At 42.8% G+C, this 20,272-nt stretch carries 16 protein-coding genes; 12 read left to right on the top strand and 4 right to left on the bottom strand.

Translation table 11 applies throughout. The annotated features are described in order from the left end of the window. The first annotated feature begins 106 nt into the window (after window positions 1-106). The 10 genes from AC58CZ_RS08155 to AC58CZ_RS08110 all read left to right on the top strand — a co-directional run bounded on the left by AC58CZ_RS08155 (window position 107) and on the right by AC58CZ_RS08110 (window position 10,823). Window positions 107-604, top strand: coding sequence for a GspH/FimT family pseudopilin (locus AC58CZ_RS08155; protein ID WP_494224017.1), 498 nt, complete (start codon window positions 107-109; stop codon window positions 602-604). Further along, window positions 604-1,170, top strand: a complete 567-nt coding sequence (gene pilV, locus AC58CZ_RS08150) for a type IV pilus modification protein PilV (protein WP_075105693.1) — start codon at window positions 604-606, stop codon at window positions 1,168-1,170. Before AC58CZ_RS08155 ends, pilV begins: the two co-directional genes overlap by 1 nt. Then, window positions 1,170-2,153 (top strand): prepilin-type N-terminal cleavage/methylation domain-containing protein, encoded by a 984-nt coding sequence (locus AC58CZ_RS08145; protein ID WP_075105692.1) that lies wholly within the window; start codon window positions 1,170-1,172, stop codon window positions 2,151-2,153. The genes pilV and AC58CZ_RS08145 overlap by 1 nt, the downstream gene beginning before the upstream one ends. A 21-nt stretch (window positions 2,154-2,174) precedes the next feature. Next, window positions 2,175-3,050, top strand: a complete 876-nt coding sequence (locus tag AC58CZ_RS08140; RefSeq protein ID WP_494224018.1) for a pilus assembly protein PilX — start codon at window positions 2,175-2,177, stop codon at window positions 3,048-3,050. 32 nt (window positions 3,051-3,082) lie between these two features. After that, window positions 3,083-7,021, top strand: a complete 3,939-nt coding sequence (locus AC58CZ_RS08135; protein ID WP_494224019.1) for a pilus assembly protein — start codon at window positions 3,083-3,085, stop codon at window positions 7,019-7,021. A gap of 12 nt (window positions 7,022-7,033) precedes the next feature. Beyond that, window positions 7,034-7,585, top strand: a complete 552-nt coding sequence (locus AC58CZ_RS08130) for a prepilin-type N-terminal cleavage/methylation domain-containing protein (protein ID WP_494224020.1) — start codon at window positions 7,034-7,036, stop codon at window positions 7,583-7,585. Then, window positions 7,585-8,013 (top strand): type IV pilin protein, encoded by a 429-nt coding sequence (locus AC58CZ_RS08125; protein ID WP_494224021.1) that lies wholly within the window; start codon window positions 7,585-7,587, stop codon window positions 8,011-8,013. Before AC58CZ_RS08130 ends, AC58CZ_RS08125 begins: the two co-directional genes overlap by 1 nt. A gap of 352 nt (window positions 8,014-8,365) precedes the next feature. Then, window positions 8,366-8,851 carry a pilin gene (locus AC58CZ_RS08120; protein ID WP_494224022.1) on the top strand — a complete coding sequence of 162 codons (486 nt, stop codon included), beginning with the start codon at window positions 8,366-8,368 and terminating at the stop codon, window positions 8,849-8,851. A gap of 205 nt (window positions 8,852-9,056) precedes the next feature. After that, window positions 9,057-10,142, top strand: a complete 1,086-nt coding sequence (locus tag AC58CZ_RS08115) for a serine hydrolase (protein ID WP_494224023.1) — start codon at window positions 9,057-9,059, stop codon at window positions 10,140-10,142. Between the two features lie 210 nt (window positions 10,143-10,352). After that, complete coding sequence (locus AC58CZ_RS08110; protein ID WP_494224024.1) at window positions 10,353-10,823, top strand: prepilin-type N-terminal cleavage/methylation domain-containing protein; 471 nt, start codon at window positions 10,353-10,355, stop codon at window positions 10,821-10,823. 90 nt (window positions 10,824-10,913) lie between these two features. Here AC58CZ_RS08110 and fdxA read toward each other — a convergent pair whose 3' ends face one another. Together fdxA and mutS are read right to left on the bottom strand one after the other, a co-directional pair. Next, window positions 10,914-11,237, bottom strand: coding sequence for a ferredoxin FdxA (fdxA, locus tag AC58CZ_RS08105; protein ID WP_011279554.1), 324 nt, complete (start codon window positions 11,235-11,237; stop codon window positions 10,914-10,916). 97 nt (window positions 11,238-11,334) lie between these two features. Beyond that, window positions 11,335-14,418: a DNA mismatch repair protein MutS gene (gene mutS, locus AC58CZ_RS08100; protein ID WP_494224025.1), complete on the bottom strand. Its 3,084-nt coding sequence runs from the start codon at window positions 14,416-14,418 to the stop codon at window positions 11,335-11,337. Between the two features lie 459 nt (window positions 14,419-14,877). Here mutS and secA point away from each other — a divergent pair, with 459 nt between their 5' ends. Together secA and AC58CZ_RS08090 are read left to right on the top strand one after the other, a co-directional pair. Then, window positions 14,878-17,670, top strand: a complete 2,793-nt coding sequence (secA, locus tag AC58CZ_RS08095) for a preprotein translocase subunit SecA (RefSeq protein WP_494224026.1) — start codon at window positions 14,878-14,880, stop codon at window positions 17,668-17,670. A gap of 232 nt (window positions 17,671-17,902) precedes the next feature. Continuing rightward, the gene (locus tag AC58CZ_RS08090; RefSeq protein WP_252962646.1) at window positions 17,903-18,433 is read left to right on the top strand and encodes a hypothetical protein; all 531 of its coding nucleotides are present in this window, start codon (window positions 17,903-17,905) and stop codon (window positions 18,431-18,433) included. A gap of 98 nt (window positions 18,434-18,531) precedes the next feature. Here the strand turns inward: AC58CZ_RS08090 and AC58CZ_RS08085 are convergent, their stop codons facing one another. Continuing rightward, complete coding sequence (locus tag AC58CZ_RS08085; protein ID WP_212563954.1) at window positions 18,532-19,098, bottom strand: YsnF/AvaK domain-containing protein; 567 nt, start codon at window positions 19,096-19,098, stop codon at window positions 18,532-18,534. Between the two features lie 242 nt (window positions 19,099-19,340). After that, window positions 19,341-20,189 (bottom strand): DUF2382 domain-containing protein, encoded by an 849-nt coding sequence (locus AC58CZ_RS08080; protein ID WP_093067530.1) that lies wholly within the window; start codon window positions 20,187-20,189, stop codon window positions 19,341-19,343. Window positions 20,190-20,272 lie beyond the last annotated feature (83 nt).

Below are 20,272 nucleotides of genomic sequence, written 5' to 3'. Positions count from 1 at the left end.
TTAAGCTAATTATAAAACTATTAGCAAAACTGACACCAGATTTTAGTTATTTTAAAACAAAGACTGATCAGAGACAGACATTAGCAGTGCTAAATAGGAATTTGATGTGAACGCATCTATGAATAGTCTACCGACCTCGCTAAGAACAGCCAGTTTAGGGTTTACCTTGATTGAGCTGATGGTAACGATTGCTGTTCTTGCAATTATTGTAAGTATTGCTGCACCAAATATTAGCACACAGCTTGCCAATCAGCGTGTTAAGTCGACGGCTGCGACGCTTGAGAATGCGTTAAAAGAAGCGAAAGTCGAAAGTGTTATTCGCCGTCAAGATATTCGAGTCGTATATAATAATACTGCCAAAACCATTGTCTTGCAGAACACTAGTGGCACTGTGTTGGCGACTTATAATGTTAATTCTACAAGCACAGTATCTATCAATCCTAATACAGTAACTGCGGTGACTTTTCAACCAAATAAAGTGACATCTAACGTTGGCAAAGTTACTTATACTATTTGTGATAGCAGTTCAGTAGTAACACCACGACAAATTGAAGTTAACACAGTAGCAAGCATTAGTAACAAGAAGTTAGGAGGTACTTGCTAATGAAAAACATCAATAACCAGTATGGAGTGGGCTTAGTAGAGGTGCTAGTGGCACTGTTACTATTAGCAGTTGCAGTGCTTGGGTTTTCAGCTATGCAAATGACTGCTGTAAAAGCTACTGATGAAAGCCTCATGCGTACGCGAGCATTAACTATTATGAGAGGAGGCGCGGAAACAATACGTGCGAACTCAGGTGGAATAAGCGCTTTCAAAACTGCTGTAAATGGCAGTACTGATTCTATAACGATAGATGGTGTCACAATCACAAAAGATAGTTGTGTAAAAAATACAGCTGGAGCACCTGCTGCCACAGATAGCTGTACTATTGAGCAGCTAGGGGCACGTGATGGCTTGTTGATGAAATCATATGCGGTGCAAAATGATATTAAGTTGGGCTTAGTGCCTAACGGCTGTCCTGGTACATCAGGTAATCAAGAGCGCCAATGCTTTGTAGCTAGCTGGGGTGATACTACTGTAACTCTAAGCGATAGTGATGCGAATGCCTGTGCCAATGCAAATGGCACTTATAAAAATGGTGCAGAGTGCTTTATTATGGAGGCCTACTGATGCCAAACCTTAACAGTTATGAGTGTAGTAATTGCGATCAGTCTGGTTTTACCTTAATAGAGTTGATGATTTCATTAGTCATAGGTTTGATTGTCTCAGCCGCTGTTATACAGATATACGTAATTAGTGTTAAGACGAGTAGCGTGCAATCTAGTGGTAGCGAGTTGCAAGACGCTAGTGTGTTTGGGCTACAGCAATTAGAAAAAAAAGTTCGCTTGGCTAATTTAGGAAACCCTATTAATAGAATAGATGGAACGACTGCAAAAGGTGGTATCGTCTTAACAGGTGCCAACCTTGGGGTTGCTACCACACCTTATACCGATACTGGTTATTTGACAAGGCGCGCAGGTGATCCTACTAGCGGTACAAATGGATGGACAGGTATCTCAAATACTGCTGTTGCTAGTGATCAACTGACAATCCAATATACCAACATAACAGGTAGCCCTTTCAGTGATTGTGAGGGCTCGGCAGTTGAGGTGAATGATATCGCTATCGAGCGTTATTTTTTGCGACCTGTTACGAATGATAGCAGTAGTGGCGCTATTAAAAACCTAGTACTAGCGTGCGATGCTGGAAGGGTGGATTTTGCAGCAGGCAAGGTTAGAACGATAAGTGGTACAGATCCGCGTAATTTTGGTCAGGCTGGTCAAGAGTTTATTACTAATGTGGATCAGTTCAAGATCTTGTTAGGTGCCCAGTATGATTCGGGTAGTAATGCAGGTCAAATTATGTATTTACCAAGCAGTGCCTATTTATCGATAACTGCTAATAAACCAGCAATAACGGCAGTAAAAATAGGTTTAATCGTTCATGGTAGTACTCCTATATTAGGTAGTGATGATCAAACATCTTTCATGCTGTTAGGTCAAAATAATGTACTGAAGACAGACACTGCGCGCCAGAAGCAAGTACGTACGACTTATGAGACAACAACCTTCTTACGCAATGCTCGTGTAGTCAACGTAAAAACCAGCCTATAAACTCTGGTAAGGAGAGTAAGAATGACGATCCATCGCTATTCACCAAATTCAACCATAAAAGACGTCAAAATGACTATTGGATATCGGAGTGCTGAGCGAGGCGCAACGTTGATAGTAGTGCTACTATTCTTAGTGTTGATTATGCTAGCTGGTGCTATAGCGGTGAGACAGAGTAATACTGATCTTAAGATTGCTACGAGCGATCAGATCAACACAGTATTATTGCAGTCTTCAGATAGCGCCAATCAAAAGCTCGAAATGATGCTGAATGGTAGCTCAACATCCACTGAATACATTGATGTAACGAGTGCGGCAGGCGTGTTTGGTCATTTCTTACTAAATCCTGAAAATTCGACTAATGAATTTATTTACTGCTTTAATCCGCGCACCAAAAAGTATTTGGCATCTAATGCTACCATCATGGTGAAGGGCACGACCGCCAATCCAACAGCTTATTGGAGTGGTTTGAATAATGGTATATGTGATTACAATAGCGCTGATGGCTATACCAGTGCTAGACAAACGGTAGTTACTCAAATGAGCGTGACTGTTGCCCCTGTCGACCCAAATGCGGAAAGGTTTGGACATGTAGTTATTGGTAAAGAGATTGAGGATAGGACCAGTAAAAAATTTACGTTCGATATCAGATCTGCTTCAGCGTTACCGTCCTACAGCGAACCTAAAGCTAATGGTGACAATTGTTTTGCACAGACCAGTATTAAAACCAATGTGATTGGTAGCAAGAAATCGTTAAGCGACTGTATGCTCGCCGCCAACACTCCAAGTAAAATGCTATATGAGCAAGCGGATGTCGAAAATATCTCTTCTTCTACGAAATGTATTCCTTTCGGTAGAGGTACATTGAATGCAGAGTGCGTTCTCAAAACTACGCCGTAACCAGTTTAGTCATTATATAAAGGATAGAAGCCATGAAACGACCAAATACCGTATCGCCAATGAGTGGTAAAGTTGGGTTGCCTTTGAAGTATCTGGTTGTTGCCATGGCTGCTATGGTCGCTTTGCCCGTCGCACAAGCTGATGTCGCGGGCAAAAAAATCGGTGATTTGGAGATATATAAGGCGGCTGAAGGTGGTAAGACGACTATTACGATGATGCTAGATACGTCAGGTAGTATGAGTATCTATCAAGTCAATTATGCTTGCGATCTACCTGCAGGTACTAGTTACATTCGAGGTTCAGAGCCTTCCTCAACTGATCCAAGTTATGCGAGAAATTATTGCGATACTAAGAAGTATTTTTTTCGTCAGGATAGAGACTATACTAACGTATGGTATCGCTGTGGTAACGAAGAGGGTTCAGGCTCTAACGATTATAGTTTTAACGATTGTGGTACAAGAATAAATTACGTTCCAGCAATCAGTGGTTTTGAGTACGTAACCTCTGGCTCTAATAATAGATATTTTTATAAAAGTACAAGAACCTATGATCGCTTGACACGTCTCAAGGATGCTATTTTTACCTTAATGGATAATGCTCAGATAGACTCTAAAAAAGTAGCCATAGGTATTGGTCAGTTTTCTACACAAAGTAATAGTAATAATCAGTTTACAGGTGCTGATGGTCGAAGTGGCAAAATACTAGTACCAGCAGCACTATTGAACGATACCCAACGTAGTCTCATTAAGAAAGAAGTCGCAGATTTGATAGGATCCAATGGTACTCCTACTGCAAATGCTTATGCAGAGGCGGGTGCTTATATGCTAGGTACTAATACGCGCTATTTGAATGGAAATGGTAATTATAGTGGTTTTAATGACTCCGTTAAGGACTCTAAAAGTAATGGCAACAATGGTAATTATATTAGCCCACTATCGTCTCCTTCTTCTTGCGATGGACGAGGAATATACTTTTTAACCGATGGTAACCCAAATAGTTCGCCTGATCCTGCAAGAATAATGCGTACGGTACTAAATAATAATAATTTCTCCATACCTTCAGATTCGTTGCCTGATGGTAGCGAAGGCAATAATGGTATGCCTGCAGTAGGAGCTTTTGCGAGAGCCTTACGTGACCCTACAATCAATCCATTAGGTACCGATAGAGAAATATTTACGGCAGTAGTTGGTTTTGGCTCAAGCTTTAACGTAGACAGGGTAGTGGATGCCAGAAAAGATCCAGCAGATCGCATTATTCGCAATCTTCCTTATACCAATCCAAAAACAGGTATCACTGCCAATCGAGATTTTTATAATTGCACAAAATTCACAGATATCGACGCAAGAAATGCCTGTAATTGGGGCGAAAAGACAACTGCAGCATTGCCAGGGGTTGGTGGATTTGGTGAGGGTGGTTTCTTTTCAGCACAGTCTACCGAGGATATCGTTAATAGCATTACAACCTTCGTAAGCGATTTGAATCAAACTCTACCTTCCACACCGTCGGGGACTATTATTATCCCAGACGATCCCTATCGTGCTGATAGTCAGCTTGCTGTCGCCTACTATCCAACTATACAGCCCAAAGTTGCTGAAAACTCAGTGATTTGGGAAGGTAACCTAAAGAAATATAGTTTAAATGAAGGCACGCTATATGGTAAGAGTAATAATAAGCTCTTCAAAAATATAGCAGGGGAGTTGAACCCAGCAGCACAGGATCTGTGGTCAGACACTAACTATGCTGGCGCCAATGACAAAGTAGAGTCTGGTGGTTTTTATTCTCAGCTAAGTACACCATCGACGGGTGTTGCCTCTGTTAGAACTTTATATGTAGAAGATTGGGAAAACAGTACTAGCAAAAAGCCAGTATTGAAAAAGGTGAGTGTCAATGCTGCAGGTAAAGTGTTGGTAAATAATGCTGCTTTAACAAATACATCTTTTGTGGATACAGCAACCTATAATGAAGCGACGTTAAGAAAATTACTAAATTTTTTAGGTTTTGCTAATCTTCCAGCGACAACAGTCAATGTGAAGGACATGACGTTGACGAGCGCCAATGCAACTCAGCCTATCAAGGTACTAGGAGCGACGATACACTCGACTCCTGCTTCAGTATCATACTCAGCAAACTTAGATGAAGATGGTAGAGTTAACACTACTCGTGATGATTATGTACTATTTGGTTCATCGGAAGGTGGTCTGCATTTGGTTAATGCTGACAATGCCAGTACGAGTGGGAATGGTGGTAAAGAAAAATTTGTCATTATTCCAAGAGAGATGCTGATAGATCCCGAAAAATCAGCAGCATTAGTGAAAGATGCGACCAAGACTAGTACTGGTTCACCTAATTTTGGTGTGGATGCTCCTTGGATGGTGAGCGCTGACTACAAGTATGACTTTACAAATAAAAGAGTCAATATTGATACCGCTGATGGAAAAGGTATCTATGCTTATGGTGGTCTGCGTATGGGTGGTGAGGCATTATATGGCCTGAACCTTATTAATAACGAAAGTCCAAGTATGATGTTTGCGATTACGCCAGCGACTTCAGGTTTTAGTCGTATGGGCCAAATTTGGGAAAAGCCTACTAAAGCTAAGATAAAAATGAGCACAGCTGCTAGTGATAAAGGAACAGATGTTCTGGTATTCGGTGGTGGTTATGATATGTGTTATGAATATGAAGGCTTTCAGCTAGGAGTGACTAACTCAGAACTAAAAGAATGCTCAGGTAAAACTTCTGTCAAAGGTAACGCAGTATATATCATTAATGCCAAAACAGGCGCACTCATCTGGTCAGCTTCTAGTGATTCAGGCGCAACGAAAACAGTAACCACTATGAAAAATAGTATCGTTGCTGGCGTGACTACGCTAGATCGTGACAATGATGGCTTTATGGATCATATCTATTTTGCAGATTTAGGTGGTCAAGTCTTCCGTGCTGACTTTACCAATGCAGGATTTGTAAAGCCTTCTACGACAGCCACAGCATCATCGCCTGAGACCTCTTTTACTAACACTCGAGTTACTCGAGTTCTTCAAAGTGCTTATACTGGCTCTGATACCAAGTACAATCATCGTTTCTATGAGCGCCCAGTCGTCAGTTTTTACCGAAACCCCGTTAGCAGCAGTTTATTTGCACTCGTAAATGTCATATCGGGTGATCGTAGCTCACCTTTATCTAAGATACGTGATCTTAGTAAGTCTGATAGACTCTATGGCATAATGGATACCGATGTCACAAAGGCGGACAATATTTTTTATGCGAGCAACTTTACGACAGCAAGCAATGCCAACGGTCAAAAAATAGCTGATTTGACAGCCAATAATTCAGCAAGTAGCAATCTAGTTGAGTTGCCTAGTGCTATCGGCACTTTGAGCGCTACGGGCTATACAGTAGCGCAAAAAAATACTGCTATCTCAGTGTTACAAGGTACAACAAAGAATGGCTGGTATATTCCGTTAACGAACTTTGACGGTTATGGCAATGTCAGATATACCAAAGGTGTCGGTAAGTCTGAAGTGATCGATAGCTTCTTATATACGACTGCCTATAATCCAGATATGAATTATGGAACGGTAGATTCTTGTTCTGCTAAGATTACTGGTGGTTCAGAGAGACAACTATATTGTTTGCCTTATGGTATTTGCACTGATGATGCCTCCAAAAATGGCTTAGGCGGATTTGTCAGAGCAGGTAAGGGTATTCAAGAGCTTACTTTAGGGCCGCGAAGCTCGACGCTTTCTAACCAACGCTTGCTTATCGGAACCAGAACTCTAGCAGAACGTGCAAATGATCGAGTAAATTTCGGCTCTGATACAGGTAAGGGCATTTTTGACGTAATATCAAAGCCGTATGGTTTAAATCAAAACCTGTCAGCTACTGATCTTGTTGCAGGAAGTGGTACTGCTCCTGACTTGATATTCAATGATCGATTTACTCTTCAGCCAAAAACATGGTATGAAGTAGACTGATGAGACAGCAATATGAAGAAAGAAGTGTTTAGGCAACAGACAGGCTTTACGCTCATTGAGCTAATGGTTGTGGTCTTTATCATCGCTATTCTGGCTGCGATAGCTATTCCGTCGTACAGACAGTATGTTGTTCGCAATTCAGAGCACCAAGCACAAGCACGTCTGCAGCAGCTTGAGATAGAACTTAATCGTTGGCGTGCCACTGCTCTGACTTACAAAGGATTTCAGCCTAGAAAGACAGCCAGTGATGGTACAGTCAGTAACGGTTATGATGACGCACCTACTAATCAAACTATATATGTGCCAGCGGGTAGCAATAATGGTAATTACAGTTATAAGATTAGTCTAGTTGATGCTAGTACGAACGGTACTCTAGCGCCTGCCACTACTAGCTTTTCTACCGCGGGAAACTCATGGCGTATGCTTGCTGAGCCTAGTCCTAGCCTCACAAGCTTTGACGCGCACCTCTTTATGCTAAGTAGTAAGGGGTTACGGTGCCAGAGCAAAGATAGAACGGTGCAAATAGCTTCTACTGACTGCGGTGCGAGAAAGGAGAGTTGGTAATGTCCACAATTACTAAAGTATTTAAACAGCAATACGGTTTCACCTTAATTGAAATGATGATTGTGGTTGCTATTATTGGTGTGCTTGCTGCGATTGCATATCCCAGCTACCAACAATATATTATCAAAACTAAACGTACTGACATGATGAGTGAGATGCAGAACATCGCTGCTCAGATTCAAAGTCGTAAGCTGGCACAAGGTTCTTATAGTAATGCGCTTATTACAGGGCTAGGTGGCGAATATCCTAAACAAGGGGATGCTCTATATACAGTAAGCTTTACACCTGATCCACTCACGTCAGAATGGGAAATTATCGCTACGCCCGAAGATGGTCAGATGGCAAATGATGGTGATCTTAGTTTAAACTATCTAGGAGTAAAGTGCCGAACAACTGTTACTCCTTGTACAGGCAACAATTGGAACTAACCTTTTTAAATATTTTCTGACAAAAATTGTCATATAGAATTAGATTAAATGAATGAAGTTTACATAAACTGACAATTTTTAGCAATAAACTGGTAATACTATTTTTTAGTTTAATACTTTTAGGTCATGAAATCGGTAAAAAATATCAAGATTGATCGATTGATGACCAGCTATTGGCTAAAACCTAGAGACAATAAATGCCAATGGTCCAATTTAAAGAGACTAATATTTTTTTAGCATATTGTAAAAAGTTGGCATAGTATCTGCAACAGTTATAATAAGAGAAATATTATATTTATAGCTGGCAGTTAGATAATAATTCTATTGCCATATTATCCAAAAGGACAAGTCTATGAACGCTCAAAAAGGTTTTACCCTAATCGAACTAATGATCGTTATCGCTATTATCGGTATTCTAGCGGCGATCGCTATTCCTCAGTATCAGAACTATATCGCTAAATCACAGGTATCACGTGTAATGAGTGAAGTTGGCGCCATGAAAACTGCAGCAGAAACATGCATAAACGATGGTATTGAAGCTTCTGATTGTGAGTTTGGTTGGACTAACAGTAATTTGATAGGGGCTGCTACTAAAAACTTGCAGGGAGATAAACTAGTGGCCACATTTGGTGCTGTTGACGCAAACAGCACGATAGTCGCTACATTTGGTGGTAATGCTGCAACTTCTATTAAGACACAAACATTAGGTTGGGTACGTACACCTACAGGATCGTGGGCTTGCTATACAACAGTTGATGCAAAATATCGCCCTGCAGGCTGTATGGCTGATACCGAGGCAAAAGCAGTAGCCTCTACAACAACTGCAGCAGGTGAGTAATTCCATAATCATAATATACAATAAGTATTGATAAGAAAAAGGGACTCTTGTAGTCTCTTTTTTTATGTCTTAAAACCCATTTCGTTGAGCGGCTATGTTTAAAAATATTAAAAAAACTGACTTTTTAATTATTCTGGGTTTATTAGTAATCGTATCAGTATTTGGTTATTATTATGGTAATTCGTTAGCCCGAAATCATTTATGGGTGAAACTCTATCCCATTCGCGCAGAATTATCCGTCCGTCAAATCGCTTGTAGTGACAATAGCCCCTCATGGCTTGCCGATATTCTAATCTACCAAACCAAACATAATAATGCCCCTGCCAACCAAATTGCTTATATAGAGCCTAATGGCACACTGCATCACTGCGAAAACGGCTATCAGGGTAAGTATCCTATACTATCGGATACCACAACCGAGCAGACGCGCTTTCGCTATGCTAGCGTCACTAAGCTGTGGACAGCGGATGCGATATTAGCACTGGTTAAAGAAGGTGGATTATCCCTAGATACCAAACTTTCAGCGATCATCACTGAGATTGACACGCCAAAAGATGCGCGTATCAAAGACATTACTATCGGACAGCTATTATTGCACCGTGCTGGTTTTGATCGTTATAGCGTCTTTGGGCAGGACATGTTTGGTATCGGTAAAGATATTTGTCCTAATAATTTAACTGGTCTAAATGATATTACATTGGGATTCGACCCTGACAGTAAGACTAGCTATTCTAATTTAGGCTACTGCCTATTAGGCGAGGTGATTAGTCGTTTAAATAGTAATAAGCCTTATACAGACATTATCGCAAGCCAGTATGATTTTGCTGATACTCATTTAAAGTTCGTTTCAAATAGCGCTATGCCTGATGAAGTGACTTACAATTATGTCGAAACAGGATTGACTGGTCATGCCGATATATATACCGCCTTTGATTATGACGCACTGGCTTCCGCCGCTGGACTATCAGGTAATGCGATAGATTTGGCGCAGCAAGTCAGGGCTATGGTGGCTAAGCCTGAACCTAATATACTATCGGATTCTAAGAAAGTAGGATGTGACCCTACGCAGATAAAAGAATGTTATGGGTATGCGATGGTCACTTATCAGCCCGATCCTCAATCAGTCAAAGTACACTATCGTGATGGTAACTTATTAGGCTTGTCTTCTTTGGTAGCGGCCAGTGATAGTGGCGGCGTGGTGGCCTTATTGAGCAATGGCACATCAAAAGAAGGCGTCAAGGGCAGTAATAAGGTGAAGATGATGATATACCAGCATATGCTTGATCAATAGTAACAAGCGTAGGCTAGGCTCTTAACTTAGCTCATATCATACAAGGCAAAATGCTGAACGAAATGTCCAGTGTATGTAAAGTCTGATTAAACCAAAAAAGCCAAACGCACTGTTTGGCTTTTTTATGTTTAATAACTGGATAACCACCCCAAGCCTAACTGGCATACTCTCTGCACCATAGCAATTATCCCATTAATTGATAATAATGCTATGAAGTATCAATATCATACTGCCGCAAATCGTCACCTGACACCATCAGGCAGCGCGCAATCCGGCTATACCTTGATAGAGCTAATGATCGCCGTCGCTATCATCGGTATCTTGGCAGCGACAGCGACCATCAGCTATCAGACGCAGGTCAGAAAGACCCAGATCATAACTATTTATAAAGAAATAAATCACTTTCGTCTGCCATATCGTACCTTGATTGACAATGGCGCAGGGGTGATAGATTTTAGTCCTCGTGGGCTAAATATGCCAGCCCAGACCAAATATTGTCAGTTTAGTGTCACAGCACCGCTGGCTGGCAGTACGACAGCAAATGCTATTATCTGTCGTATTCACAACCTGCCTTATTTGCAAGCGCAGACGCTCAGCCTTGATTATTTAGCAGATGGAACGTGGCAATGTCAGGCAAGTGCGGGTATCAAAGACGCATATCTACCACAAGCTTGTCAGTAGTTATGATAAAAAAACCACCGAACAGCAGTTGCCGCTCGGTGGTTTTTTATTGACGGGGTTTATCCACGCATCAAAGTGCGATCAGGCTGCCTACTTCTCTAAATACTGAATCTTACCCTCGACGCCGTCCCATTTGGCGGCTTCTGGCATCTGCTCTTTCATCTCAGTGATGTTTGGCCATTTTTGCGCCAGCTCTTCATTTAGCTGAGTGAACATCTCTTGCCCCTTCGGCACTTCATCTTCTGAGAAAATCGCATTGGCTGGACATTCAGGCTCACATAGTGCGCAATCGATACACTCATCAGGATCGATGACAAGGAAGTTTGGGCCTTCATAAAAGCAGTCCACAGGACAGACTTCTACACAGTCGGTGTATTTGCAAAGAATGCAGTTATCTGTAACGACAAAGGTCATAGTGATGTCTACCTGTTATTGATTTGGCTTTTGGCTAAATAGAATAGTCGAAAATAAAGCGTATTTTAGCGCCTTTACTACGATTTGACAATTCCCTTTAGTGACCAATGATTTTTTTCAAATGATAGATCAAATCGTGCGCTTGTTTGGGTGTCAGGCTATCAGGATCAATGGCGCTTAGTTCGTCTTCTATGCTAAATAACTGATTTTGCTTTAGATTATCCTCTATATTTGGCGATTGTATCGCGTAACTACTTTGTGGTTCTAGAACAGCGTTACTGTCAGATTCCGGCTGTTTATCCGTTACTGACTTAGCTAATTCATTTTTATCATCAATAGTTTTTTCATTTTCTGCTTTTAGATGGTCTATTAAGTAACGTTTGGCGTCATTTAATACTTGAGTGGGGATACCCGCCATCTTCGCGACATGCAATCCAAAGCTAGAACTTGCAGCGCCCTCACAGATCTGATGTAGTAGCAGTAGCTGACCGTCGACTTCACTGGCGGCGACGTGGACGTTACGAATCTCGTCACTTGTCTGTCCCAATTGCGTCAGTTCAAAATAATGAGTGGCAAATAACGTCAGGCAGCCAATATCGACTAGACGGTTGACACAGGCATGCGCGATTGCCAAACCATCAGTGGTGGCGGTACCGCGTCCGACTTCATCCATCAATACCAGTGATTTATGGGTCGCTTGATTTAATATATTGGCTGTCTCTATCATCTCAACCATAAAGGTAGACTTGCCACCAGCCAGATCGTCCGCTGAGCCGATACGGGTAAATATTCGGTCAATATCACCAATATGTGCATACTCAGCGGGCACAAAGCTGCCGCAATGAGCAAGCAAAACAATCAGCGCTGTTTGGCGCATATAGGTAGACTTACCACCCATATTAGGGCCAGTGATGAGGAGTAATCTTTCAGGATGTCCTTTTTCAGCGTCATCAACATGGGCACTACCCAGCACGCAGTCGTTCGCGACAAAATAATTTGTACTTGATGCAGCACCGTTCCGATTGTTCGCGTTCGCTTGATTTAACGCCGCTTCGACCACGACATGACGACCTTGGCGGATATCAATATGGGTCTGATTTTTGGCTACAGATTTATTTTGATTTTCTGAAACTCCTCCCATAACTGGGCGTTGCCAATGGTAAGTCGTCGCAAGCTGCCCCCAATTACTGAGGACATCTATTTGGGCAATAGCAGCGCTCAGTTGTTGTAGCTCAGCCAAGTTCTCGTTTAGTTGGTTTAGCAGCGCTTGGTACAGTGTTTTCTCACGAGCCAATGCCAAAGATTGCGCACTCAGATATTCTGTCTCGACCTCTTTTAATTCATCAGTAATAAAACGCTCACTACTCTTGAGCGTTTGCCGACGAATAAAGTGGGCTGGGGCATTTTTCGCTTGCATCTTGGGCAATTCAAAGTAAAAGCCACTGACTTTATTAAACCCAACTTTTAGACTCGGTAATTGATTGTCTTGACGCGCTCGCTCTACCATGTCGTCCAATGTCACTTGAATATTGTCGTGAAGATGGGTCAAACGATCAAACTCTTCATCATAACCGGCAGCTATCATACCGCCATCACGGATATGTGCAGGTGGTTCAATGACAATGGCGCGCTCGATTAACTCAGCCACCGCTTGAACGGCTGGCAGCCTGGCGGGCAATTGCTGCATCAACATCGGCAATAGACCAGCATCTTCATGGCTGATACCTGACGCTGTCAGCAGAGTGGTAAGCTGGGCGCTGCTATCGATACCATCGGCAAGCTTGCGTAAATCACGAGGTTTGGCACTCATCAGCCCGATGCGACTGCTGATGCGCTCAATATCGCCAATGGTATTCAGTGTTTCTCGTAAACGTGTCACCAGTGAGCTATTTTCTGAATTTTGATTCGAATTACCATCCGCATTCAATAGGGACGTTATCGCGTCTAGACGCATATTGATGCGCGCATGCTGACGCAGTGGACGCTTCATTTGCTGTACGAGCAGTCGCTTGCCCATTGGCGTTTGACAATGGTTAAGGGCGGATATTAGGGAAGTACCGCTACTACTGACTGGACTAAATAACTCAAGGTTTTGCTGACTATTGGCATCAATAATCAAATAATCGTCACTGTATTCCACGATCAGCTGATTGACTTGTGGCACATGGCGCTGCTGCGTTTGCCGTGCATAATGAATAAGCGCAGCACAGCTAGTTTGCGCCAGCAGGCTATCTGCGATACCCAAACCATCAAGACGTTGCACCTCAAACTGCTGACAAAGTGTGTCGCTCGCGTGCGTACGGTGAAAGTCATTGGCCGCGACTTCTATAATAGGGCAGTCCAGATGTTGCCGTAACCACAGCATCCACTCTGCATCAGTGCCGCCTATGCTATCGCTGAGTGCTTCACTAATGATACATTCACTAGGCGCAAAACGAGCAAGTACCGTCAGCATTTGAGTTTGCAATCCATCTATATTGTCTTTATCTGCTATTAGCGTCTGAGTAGTCAATGTACCTGCAGCTAGATCCATTTGGCTAACAGCTGCTTGTAACGTCTGGCTATTATCTTGCGTTTTTAAATGAGCAATATCGATGGCGACGACAGTCGGTGTATGGTTTGGTGCAATGAGTGCATCATCAGTAATAGTACCTGCTGTCAGCGTTTTGACCACTTCACGGCGCATGATGCTACCAGCCGCCGATTTACTTTTGTCTTTTTTTTGCTTGTCGCCCATCGCAGGGATATTAGCCTTATTGTTGGCGCTGCCAGCATTGGTCGTTGTCGACTCGTCACTTTGCTCACACACGACAACCGTTTGCCCAGCCGCGATGAGGCGTGCCATATAGCTATCGGCTGCATGAAAAGGAACACCCGCCATCGCTATCGGGTTGCCCGCTTTATCCGTACCACGACGCGTCAGAGTGATGTCTAATATTTGCGCCGCCCGCTTAGCATCATCAAAGAACAGCTCATAAAAATCCCCCATCCGGTATAGCAGCAATGCTTGTGGATAGTTGGCTTTCATGGTTAGATATTGCACCATCATTGGCGTATGATCTGCTAAGTTATAGACGGTATCGCCGATGCTTAAACAGTCAGATGCATTTGGTTTTGATAAGGCATTATCTGATTGAGTAGAAATAGATGAATGATTTTGGACGGACGGCTTTACGGTCATGCATAGTCTCTTATTGTGTTTCGATAGATTTTTATTAAATAGCATTTGCGGCAGCTGGTTTCGGATTAGCGCCAGTTTTATAGATTGTTTTGGTACGATAGAGTTGATATAACAAATGCGCCTGGTACGTACCGAAGAAGGATATAACGATTAGATTTAGGCTAGATTATATCGACAGCGCCATATGACAGTTACCTCATAGCTATCACATACAGGCGCCAAAAAAGCTAAGAAATTTAATAAAGTAAGCGCTATTTTAACACGTCCTGCTCGGTTTTTGCCTTGGCAAATATCTACTTACCGCCCTTGTATCCATCAGCGCCATAACCATATATAATGACGGCACACTTAATTGGGCGATACTAAATTAGGTAGTACTTAGTCGGGTAATGACAAGGCCACGAGCTAAGCTTTGGCTAATGCGCACTAATTATCGAATATTCCATAGGTCAAAAAATTATGTTATCAAAGATTGTAGGCAGTGTGGTTGGCACCAAAAATGACCGCGAACTAAAACGCATGCGTAAAGTGGTCAGCAAGATCAACGCACGAGAGGCTGAGATACAAGCCCTGTCTGATGAGCAACTACAACAAAAAACCGAAGAGTTCAAAGCACGTCATCAAAAAGGCGAAAGCTTAGATGCACTATTACCAGAGGCGTTTGCCGTCTGCCGCGAAGCCTCATTGCGTGTCAATGGTATGCGCCACTATGACGTACAGCTGATCGGTGGTATCACTTTGCACGAAGGCAAAATCGCTGAGATGAAAACGGGCGAAGGTAAAACCCTAATGGGCACCTTGGCGATGTATCTCAATGCCATCAGTGGTAAAGGCGTTCATTTGGTCACGGTCAACGACTATCTTGCGGCGCGTGATGCGGAGCTCAACCGTCCGCTCTTTAACTTTTTGGGCATGACTGTCGGCGTGATTTACTCACAGCAGCCGCCACAAGAAAAAATCGACGCCTATCAAGCTGATATCACGTATGGTACCAACAACGAGTACGGTTTTGATTATCTGCGTGACAACATGGTCTTTAGTCTAAAAGAGAAAAAACAGCGCCCGCTAAACTTTTGTATTATCGATGAGATTGACTCAATCTTAATCGATGAGGCACGTACGCCGCTGATTATCTCAGGGCAAGCCGAAGACTCTTCGCGCATGTATGCGCTGATTAACACCATCATTCCACGGCTTAAGCGCTCAAAAGACGAAGAAGCCAATAAAAATAACGAAGATGAAGATTTTTGGATTGATGAAAAAAACCGTCAGATTGAGATCAGTGAAAAGGGTTACGAAAAAATTGAGCGCTTCTTAGTCGAAGTGGGCGAGCTGGGTGAAAACGAAAGTTTATATAGCCCAAGCCGCTTGCCGTTATTGGCTCACGTTCAAGCAGCCATCCGTGCGCATCACGTATTTGTCAAAAACGTCCACTATATCGTCGATGAAGGCGAAGTGGTTATCGTTGATGAAAACACGGGCCGTACTATGCCTGGTCGCCGCTGGTCTGAAGGGCTGCATCAAGCAGTAGAAGCCAAAGAAAATGTTGAAATCCAAGCAGAAAACCAAACGCTTGCGACCACGACATTCCAAAACTACTTCCGTCTATATGACAAGCTGTCTGGTATGACGGGTACCGCTGATACTGAAGCGGCAGAATTTAAATCTACTTACGATTTGGATGTCATCGTTATTCCAACGCATGAGCCGATTGCTCGTATCGATATGGATGATCAGATCTTCTTAACCAAGTTAGGCAAATACAAAGGTATTATCCGCGAGATCAAAGAGATTCAAGCCAAAGGTGCGCCAGTATTGGTCGGTACAGCGACCATTGAAGCCAGTGAAGAGCTGTCTTATTTGCTCGATCAAGAAGGCGTGAAGCATAACGTCCTAAACGCCAAGCAGCATGAGCGTGAAGCTGAGATTATCGCACAGGCTGGTAGCCCAAAATCAGTGACGATCGCCACCAACATGGCAGGTCGTGGTACGGATATTATCCTTGGTGGTAACTGGCAGTCATTTATTGAAGATGTCGATTCGGTCAGTCCAGAGGAGATGCAGCGCCTAAAGTCTCAGTGGCAGGTAAAGCACGATCAAGTGGTAGCGGCTGGCGGTCTACATATCATTGGCTCTGAGCGCCATGAGTCACGTCGTATCGATAACCAGTTACGGGGTCGTGCTGGTCGTCAGGGTGATCCTGGGATGTCACGCTTTTTCTTATCGCTCGAAGATGATTTGATGCGTATCTTCGCAGGCGATCGCGTGGTCAATATGATGCGTGCCATGGGTCTCAAAGAAGACGAAGCCATCGAGCACAAGATGGTCTCAAAATCGATCGAAAACGCGCAAGGTAAAGTTGAGAGCCGCGATTTTGATGCACGTAAGAATCTGTTGAAATACGATGACGTCGCTAATGAGCAGCGTAAAGTGATTTATGGTCAGCGCGATGATTTGCTTGCTGAAATGGACTTATTAGAAGCCATTGAAGTGATGCATCATGAAGTCTATAACGCCATGATCAACCAGTTCATTCCGCCTGGTTCTATCGACGATCAGTGGAACATTGACGGATTAGAAGATGAGCTTGAGGACGAGTTTAAAGTCACGATGCCGATCAATGATTGGCTAGATGAAGACCGCCGTCTAGATGAAGAAGGACTGCGTGCCAAGATTATCCAAACAGCCATAGACCGTTATCATAGCCGCCGTGAGCAAATGGGTGAGCAAGACGCCGCCCAGCTTGAGCGTCACTTTATGCTACAGAGTCTAGACAAGCACTGGAAAGAGCATTTGACACAGATGGATCAGCTGCGTAAAGGTATCCATCTACGCGGCTACGCGCAGAAAAACCCTGAGCAGGAATACAAGCGTGAATCATTTGAATTGTTCCAAATGATGCTTGGGGCGATTAAGTCTGAAACGGTACAAGATTTATCACGTGTTCATATCCCAACCAAAGAAGAGCTAGAGGCGTTGGAAGCTCAGCAGCGTGAGAATGCTGCGCATATGCAAATGCAGTTTGAACATGATGACGTAGATAATTTAGATAGCAATGTAAACAGTGCAGCCGCTCAGCCGCAACCACAAAACCGCAGCCTTAGTGGTACGGCAGCAGCTGGCGCTGCTATGGCAGCCAGTGGTAGCAACGCCAATGAGCCAAACCCGTATGCTGGTATGAATATTAGCCGTAATGCCCCTTGTCCTTGTGGTTCAGGGCTCAAGTACAAACAGTGCCACGGCAAAATCTAATCACTATGGTCTTTTAATCATTAGCAACTATGATTAAAGTCTGTAGACTGCTAAATAGTAAGCCCTTATCTCAACCAGATAGGGGCTTTTTTATATTTTATCAAGGCTGCTTGTTCTATAATTTACCGTTGTATAGCAGATGAACACTTTGTATTGATTGCTTACAAATTCAGCATAGGCGTGAATTTATGGACACGCTATAGTGTTTAGCATATTTATTTGGGAGAGCGTTATGAGTTTAGAATTATTAAAAAAATTGCGTACCTCAGTCGCATTGACGGGGTTGCTCGCTGGTGCATTAACGATCAGTGCCTGTCAGCAGCAATCAGAGCCAGAGTCAAGTATGGAAGATGGTGTCAATGCTGAAGAATCTGTACCAATGTCAGCCGAGCCTGCTGAGCCAAGTGATGTCGTTGTAAATACTGAAGATGCTTCACTTAATGAAGTAGAAGGTGATACGGTCGCATCGGTAAACAGCGGTGTGACGCAGGTATCGTATCTGTGTTCACCTGAGCTAAAAGTTGAAGCGACTTATAAAGAAGATGCCAATCAAGTGGTCGTTGCCACTGATATGGGAACAGTAACACTGAATCAGACCAATGAAGGCAGTAATCCAGAAGTGTTTGAAGTTGCCACAGGGTTAGATGGCGGTCAAGGGTTTACTCAGTGGCGTGTGGCGCATGAAGAACGCGAAACTGGTGTCATGCGTACAGCTGGAGAAGATGAGTCAACCGTAAATACGTTTGAATGTAATAAAGTATAAAATTTTGATTACTACGTACCACACAAAAAAAGCAACGCTGGTTTGGCATTGCTTTTTTTTGTCAGTGATTTATATGCTTGCTATCAACGCCAAAGGGCTTATTTTGGTCGAGTAGCATTGGCCTCATGTGCCAAAAACCCTTCTTCAGTCACATCGAGCTCTTCATGTTTCAACTCTACTTGAATACTATCGGTATGGATATGTGTGCTCTTATTGACATCAATTTCTTGGACGGCGTAGGTATCTTTAGTAATAGTTGCTACTTGGCGTGATAGAACGATTTCAATCGGCTCGTTACCAACCTCTATTTGTTTACCATTGACGGTCACCACGGCTTTACTATCTAGTGAGGGTTCAACATGACGCAATATATCTCTGTCATCATAGTTACCTGACAGTAATTCTTGACTCTCTGCATCATGATACTCAGTGCGAATGGTAATGTATTCTTCTATAAGCTCAATAGGCACTTCAATGGTCTTGGTGCGGGCATGCTTGGTAACAGTCACTTTACCAACGTCTAGGCGCTCTTTATTGATGACAGGTCGCTCTTCTAATAGCTCCAAATGCCCAACATTGACGACATTGGAGGTTTTATCAGCTAGTGTGCTTTTTTGGCTTTCCAAATCGTCTTGGTATAAGTTTTCCGTATGGTCAGTAGTCATTTTTATTTCCTTATAATTATAAGATGATGAATCGGGCAAAATGCAATGTTAACGAATGATATTGAATTTATTACTATTATTAATCATTACTATAATAACTCACGTCCCCATATTATCGATACAAAAAAGACCAGAGACATGCTCTGGTCTTAATCTGCTAAGTCAAAATGCTTAGCTACCTATTATTATCACATCTCATAATGAAATCACAATGTCATTAAAAGACGCAAAGTATCAGGGTATTACATACCACGAGCGCGGCGTACATCATCTGCTGTGATGTCATCACGGTCAACTAAGTTGCCTTCACGGTCGACCACATTACCGTCATTATTAACGTCTAGCTCTTCGCGCTGGATAGTCTCAACGATAGTTTCAGTATGACGCTCTGTTGTTTTACCAACATTAACTTCTTCAGACACATAAGTGTCTTTACCAACACGAGCACGTTCTGCTTCTAGCTCAACTTCAACGGTATCATTAACGTCCATATCACCGATGCGGCGGTCTGTTGGGCGATCAACGCTAGTGCGCTGAATATCAGCATGTTCTTCTTCTAGCTCAACCTCGACATTGCGCTCTTCAGTCACAACATGTTTGCCAACTTTTACAAGACCTGCAACGATACGGTCTTTATTGACAGTCAAACGCTCTTCTAAAAGCTCTAGTGTGTTTGGTGCATCATAAGAATGGTCTGCGATGTCTACGCGCTCTTCAGCTGGAACGGTATCAGCAGTAAACGCTTGACGATCTTTTTCGTATTGCTCTTTATAGCTGTACTGATAGTCGTGGTCATATACTTCCATGGCTTCTACTTGAGACTTGGTCAAGCTATCGAAGAAAACATCATCACCAACAATACGAGCAAGACCCGCTGGTACTAATACCTCTTTTGAGCTAAACCAGCCACCTGCATCAACGATTAGGTAACGAATACGGCCAGTAGTGTCTTCTACTAATGCACCTTCGATTTTACCAATTTTTTCTTCGTTCACACCGTAAGCAGTTTTGTCTGTTGGATCATAATAGTCATCACCGATTAGGTCACGATGGGTGGCTTGAATATCTTTTAAACGGATTAGTTGGCTCATTATTGTCTTCCTTTTTTATGAGTTAGTATTTGTAAAAATTATTTTATAAATGGATATTCTTAAAATTGCTGATGAATACTTAT

This window comes from Psychrobacter sp. CR212 (assembly GCF_059693765.1).
Note: the sequence above shows the minus strand (reverse complement) of the source record. Positions and strands in the feature narration are given on the sequence as shown.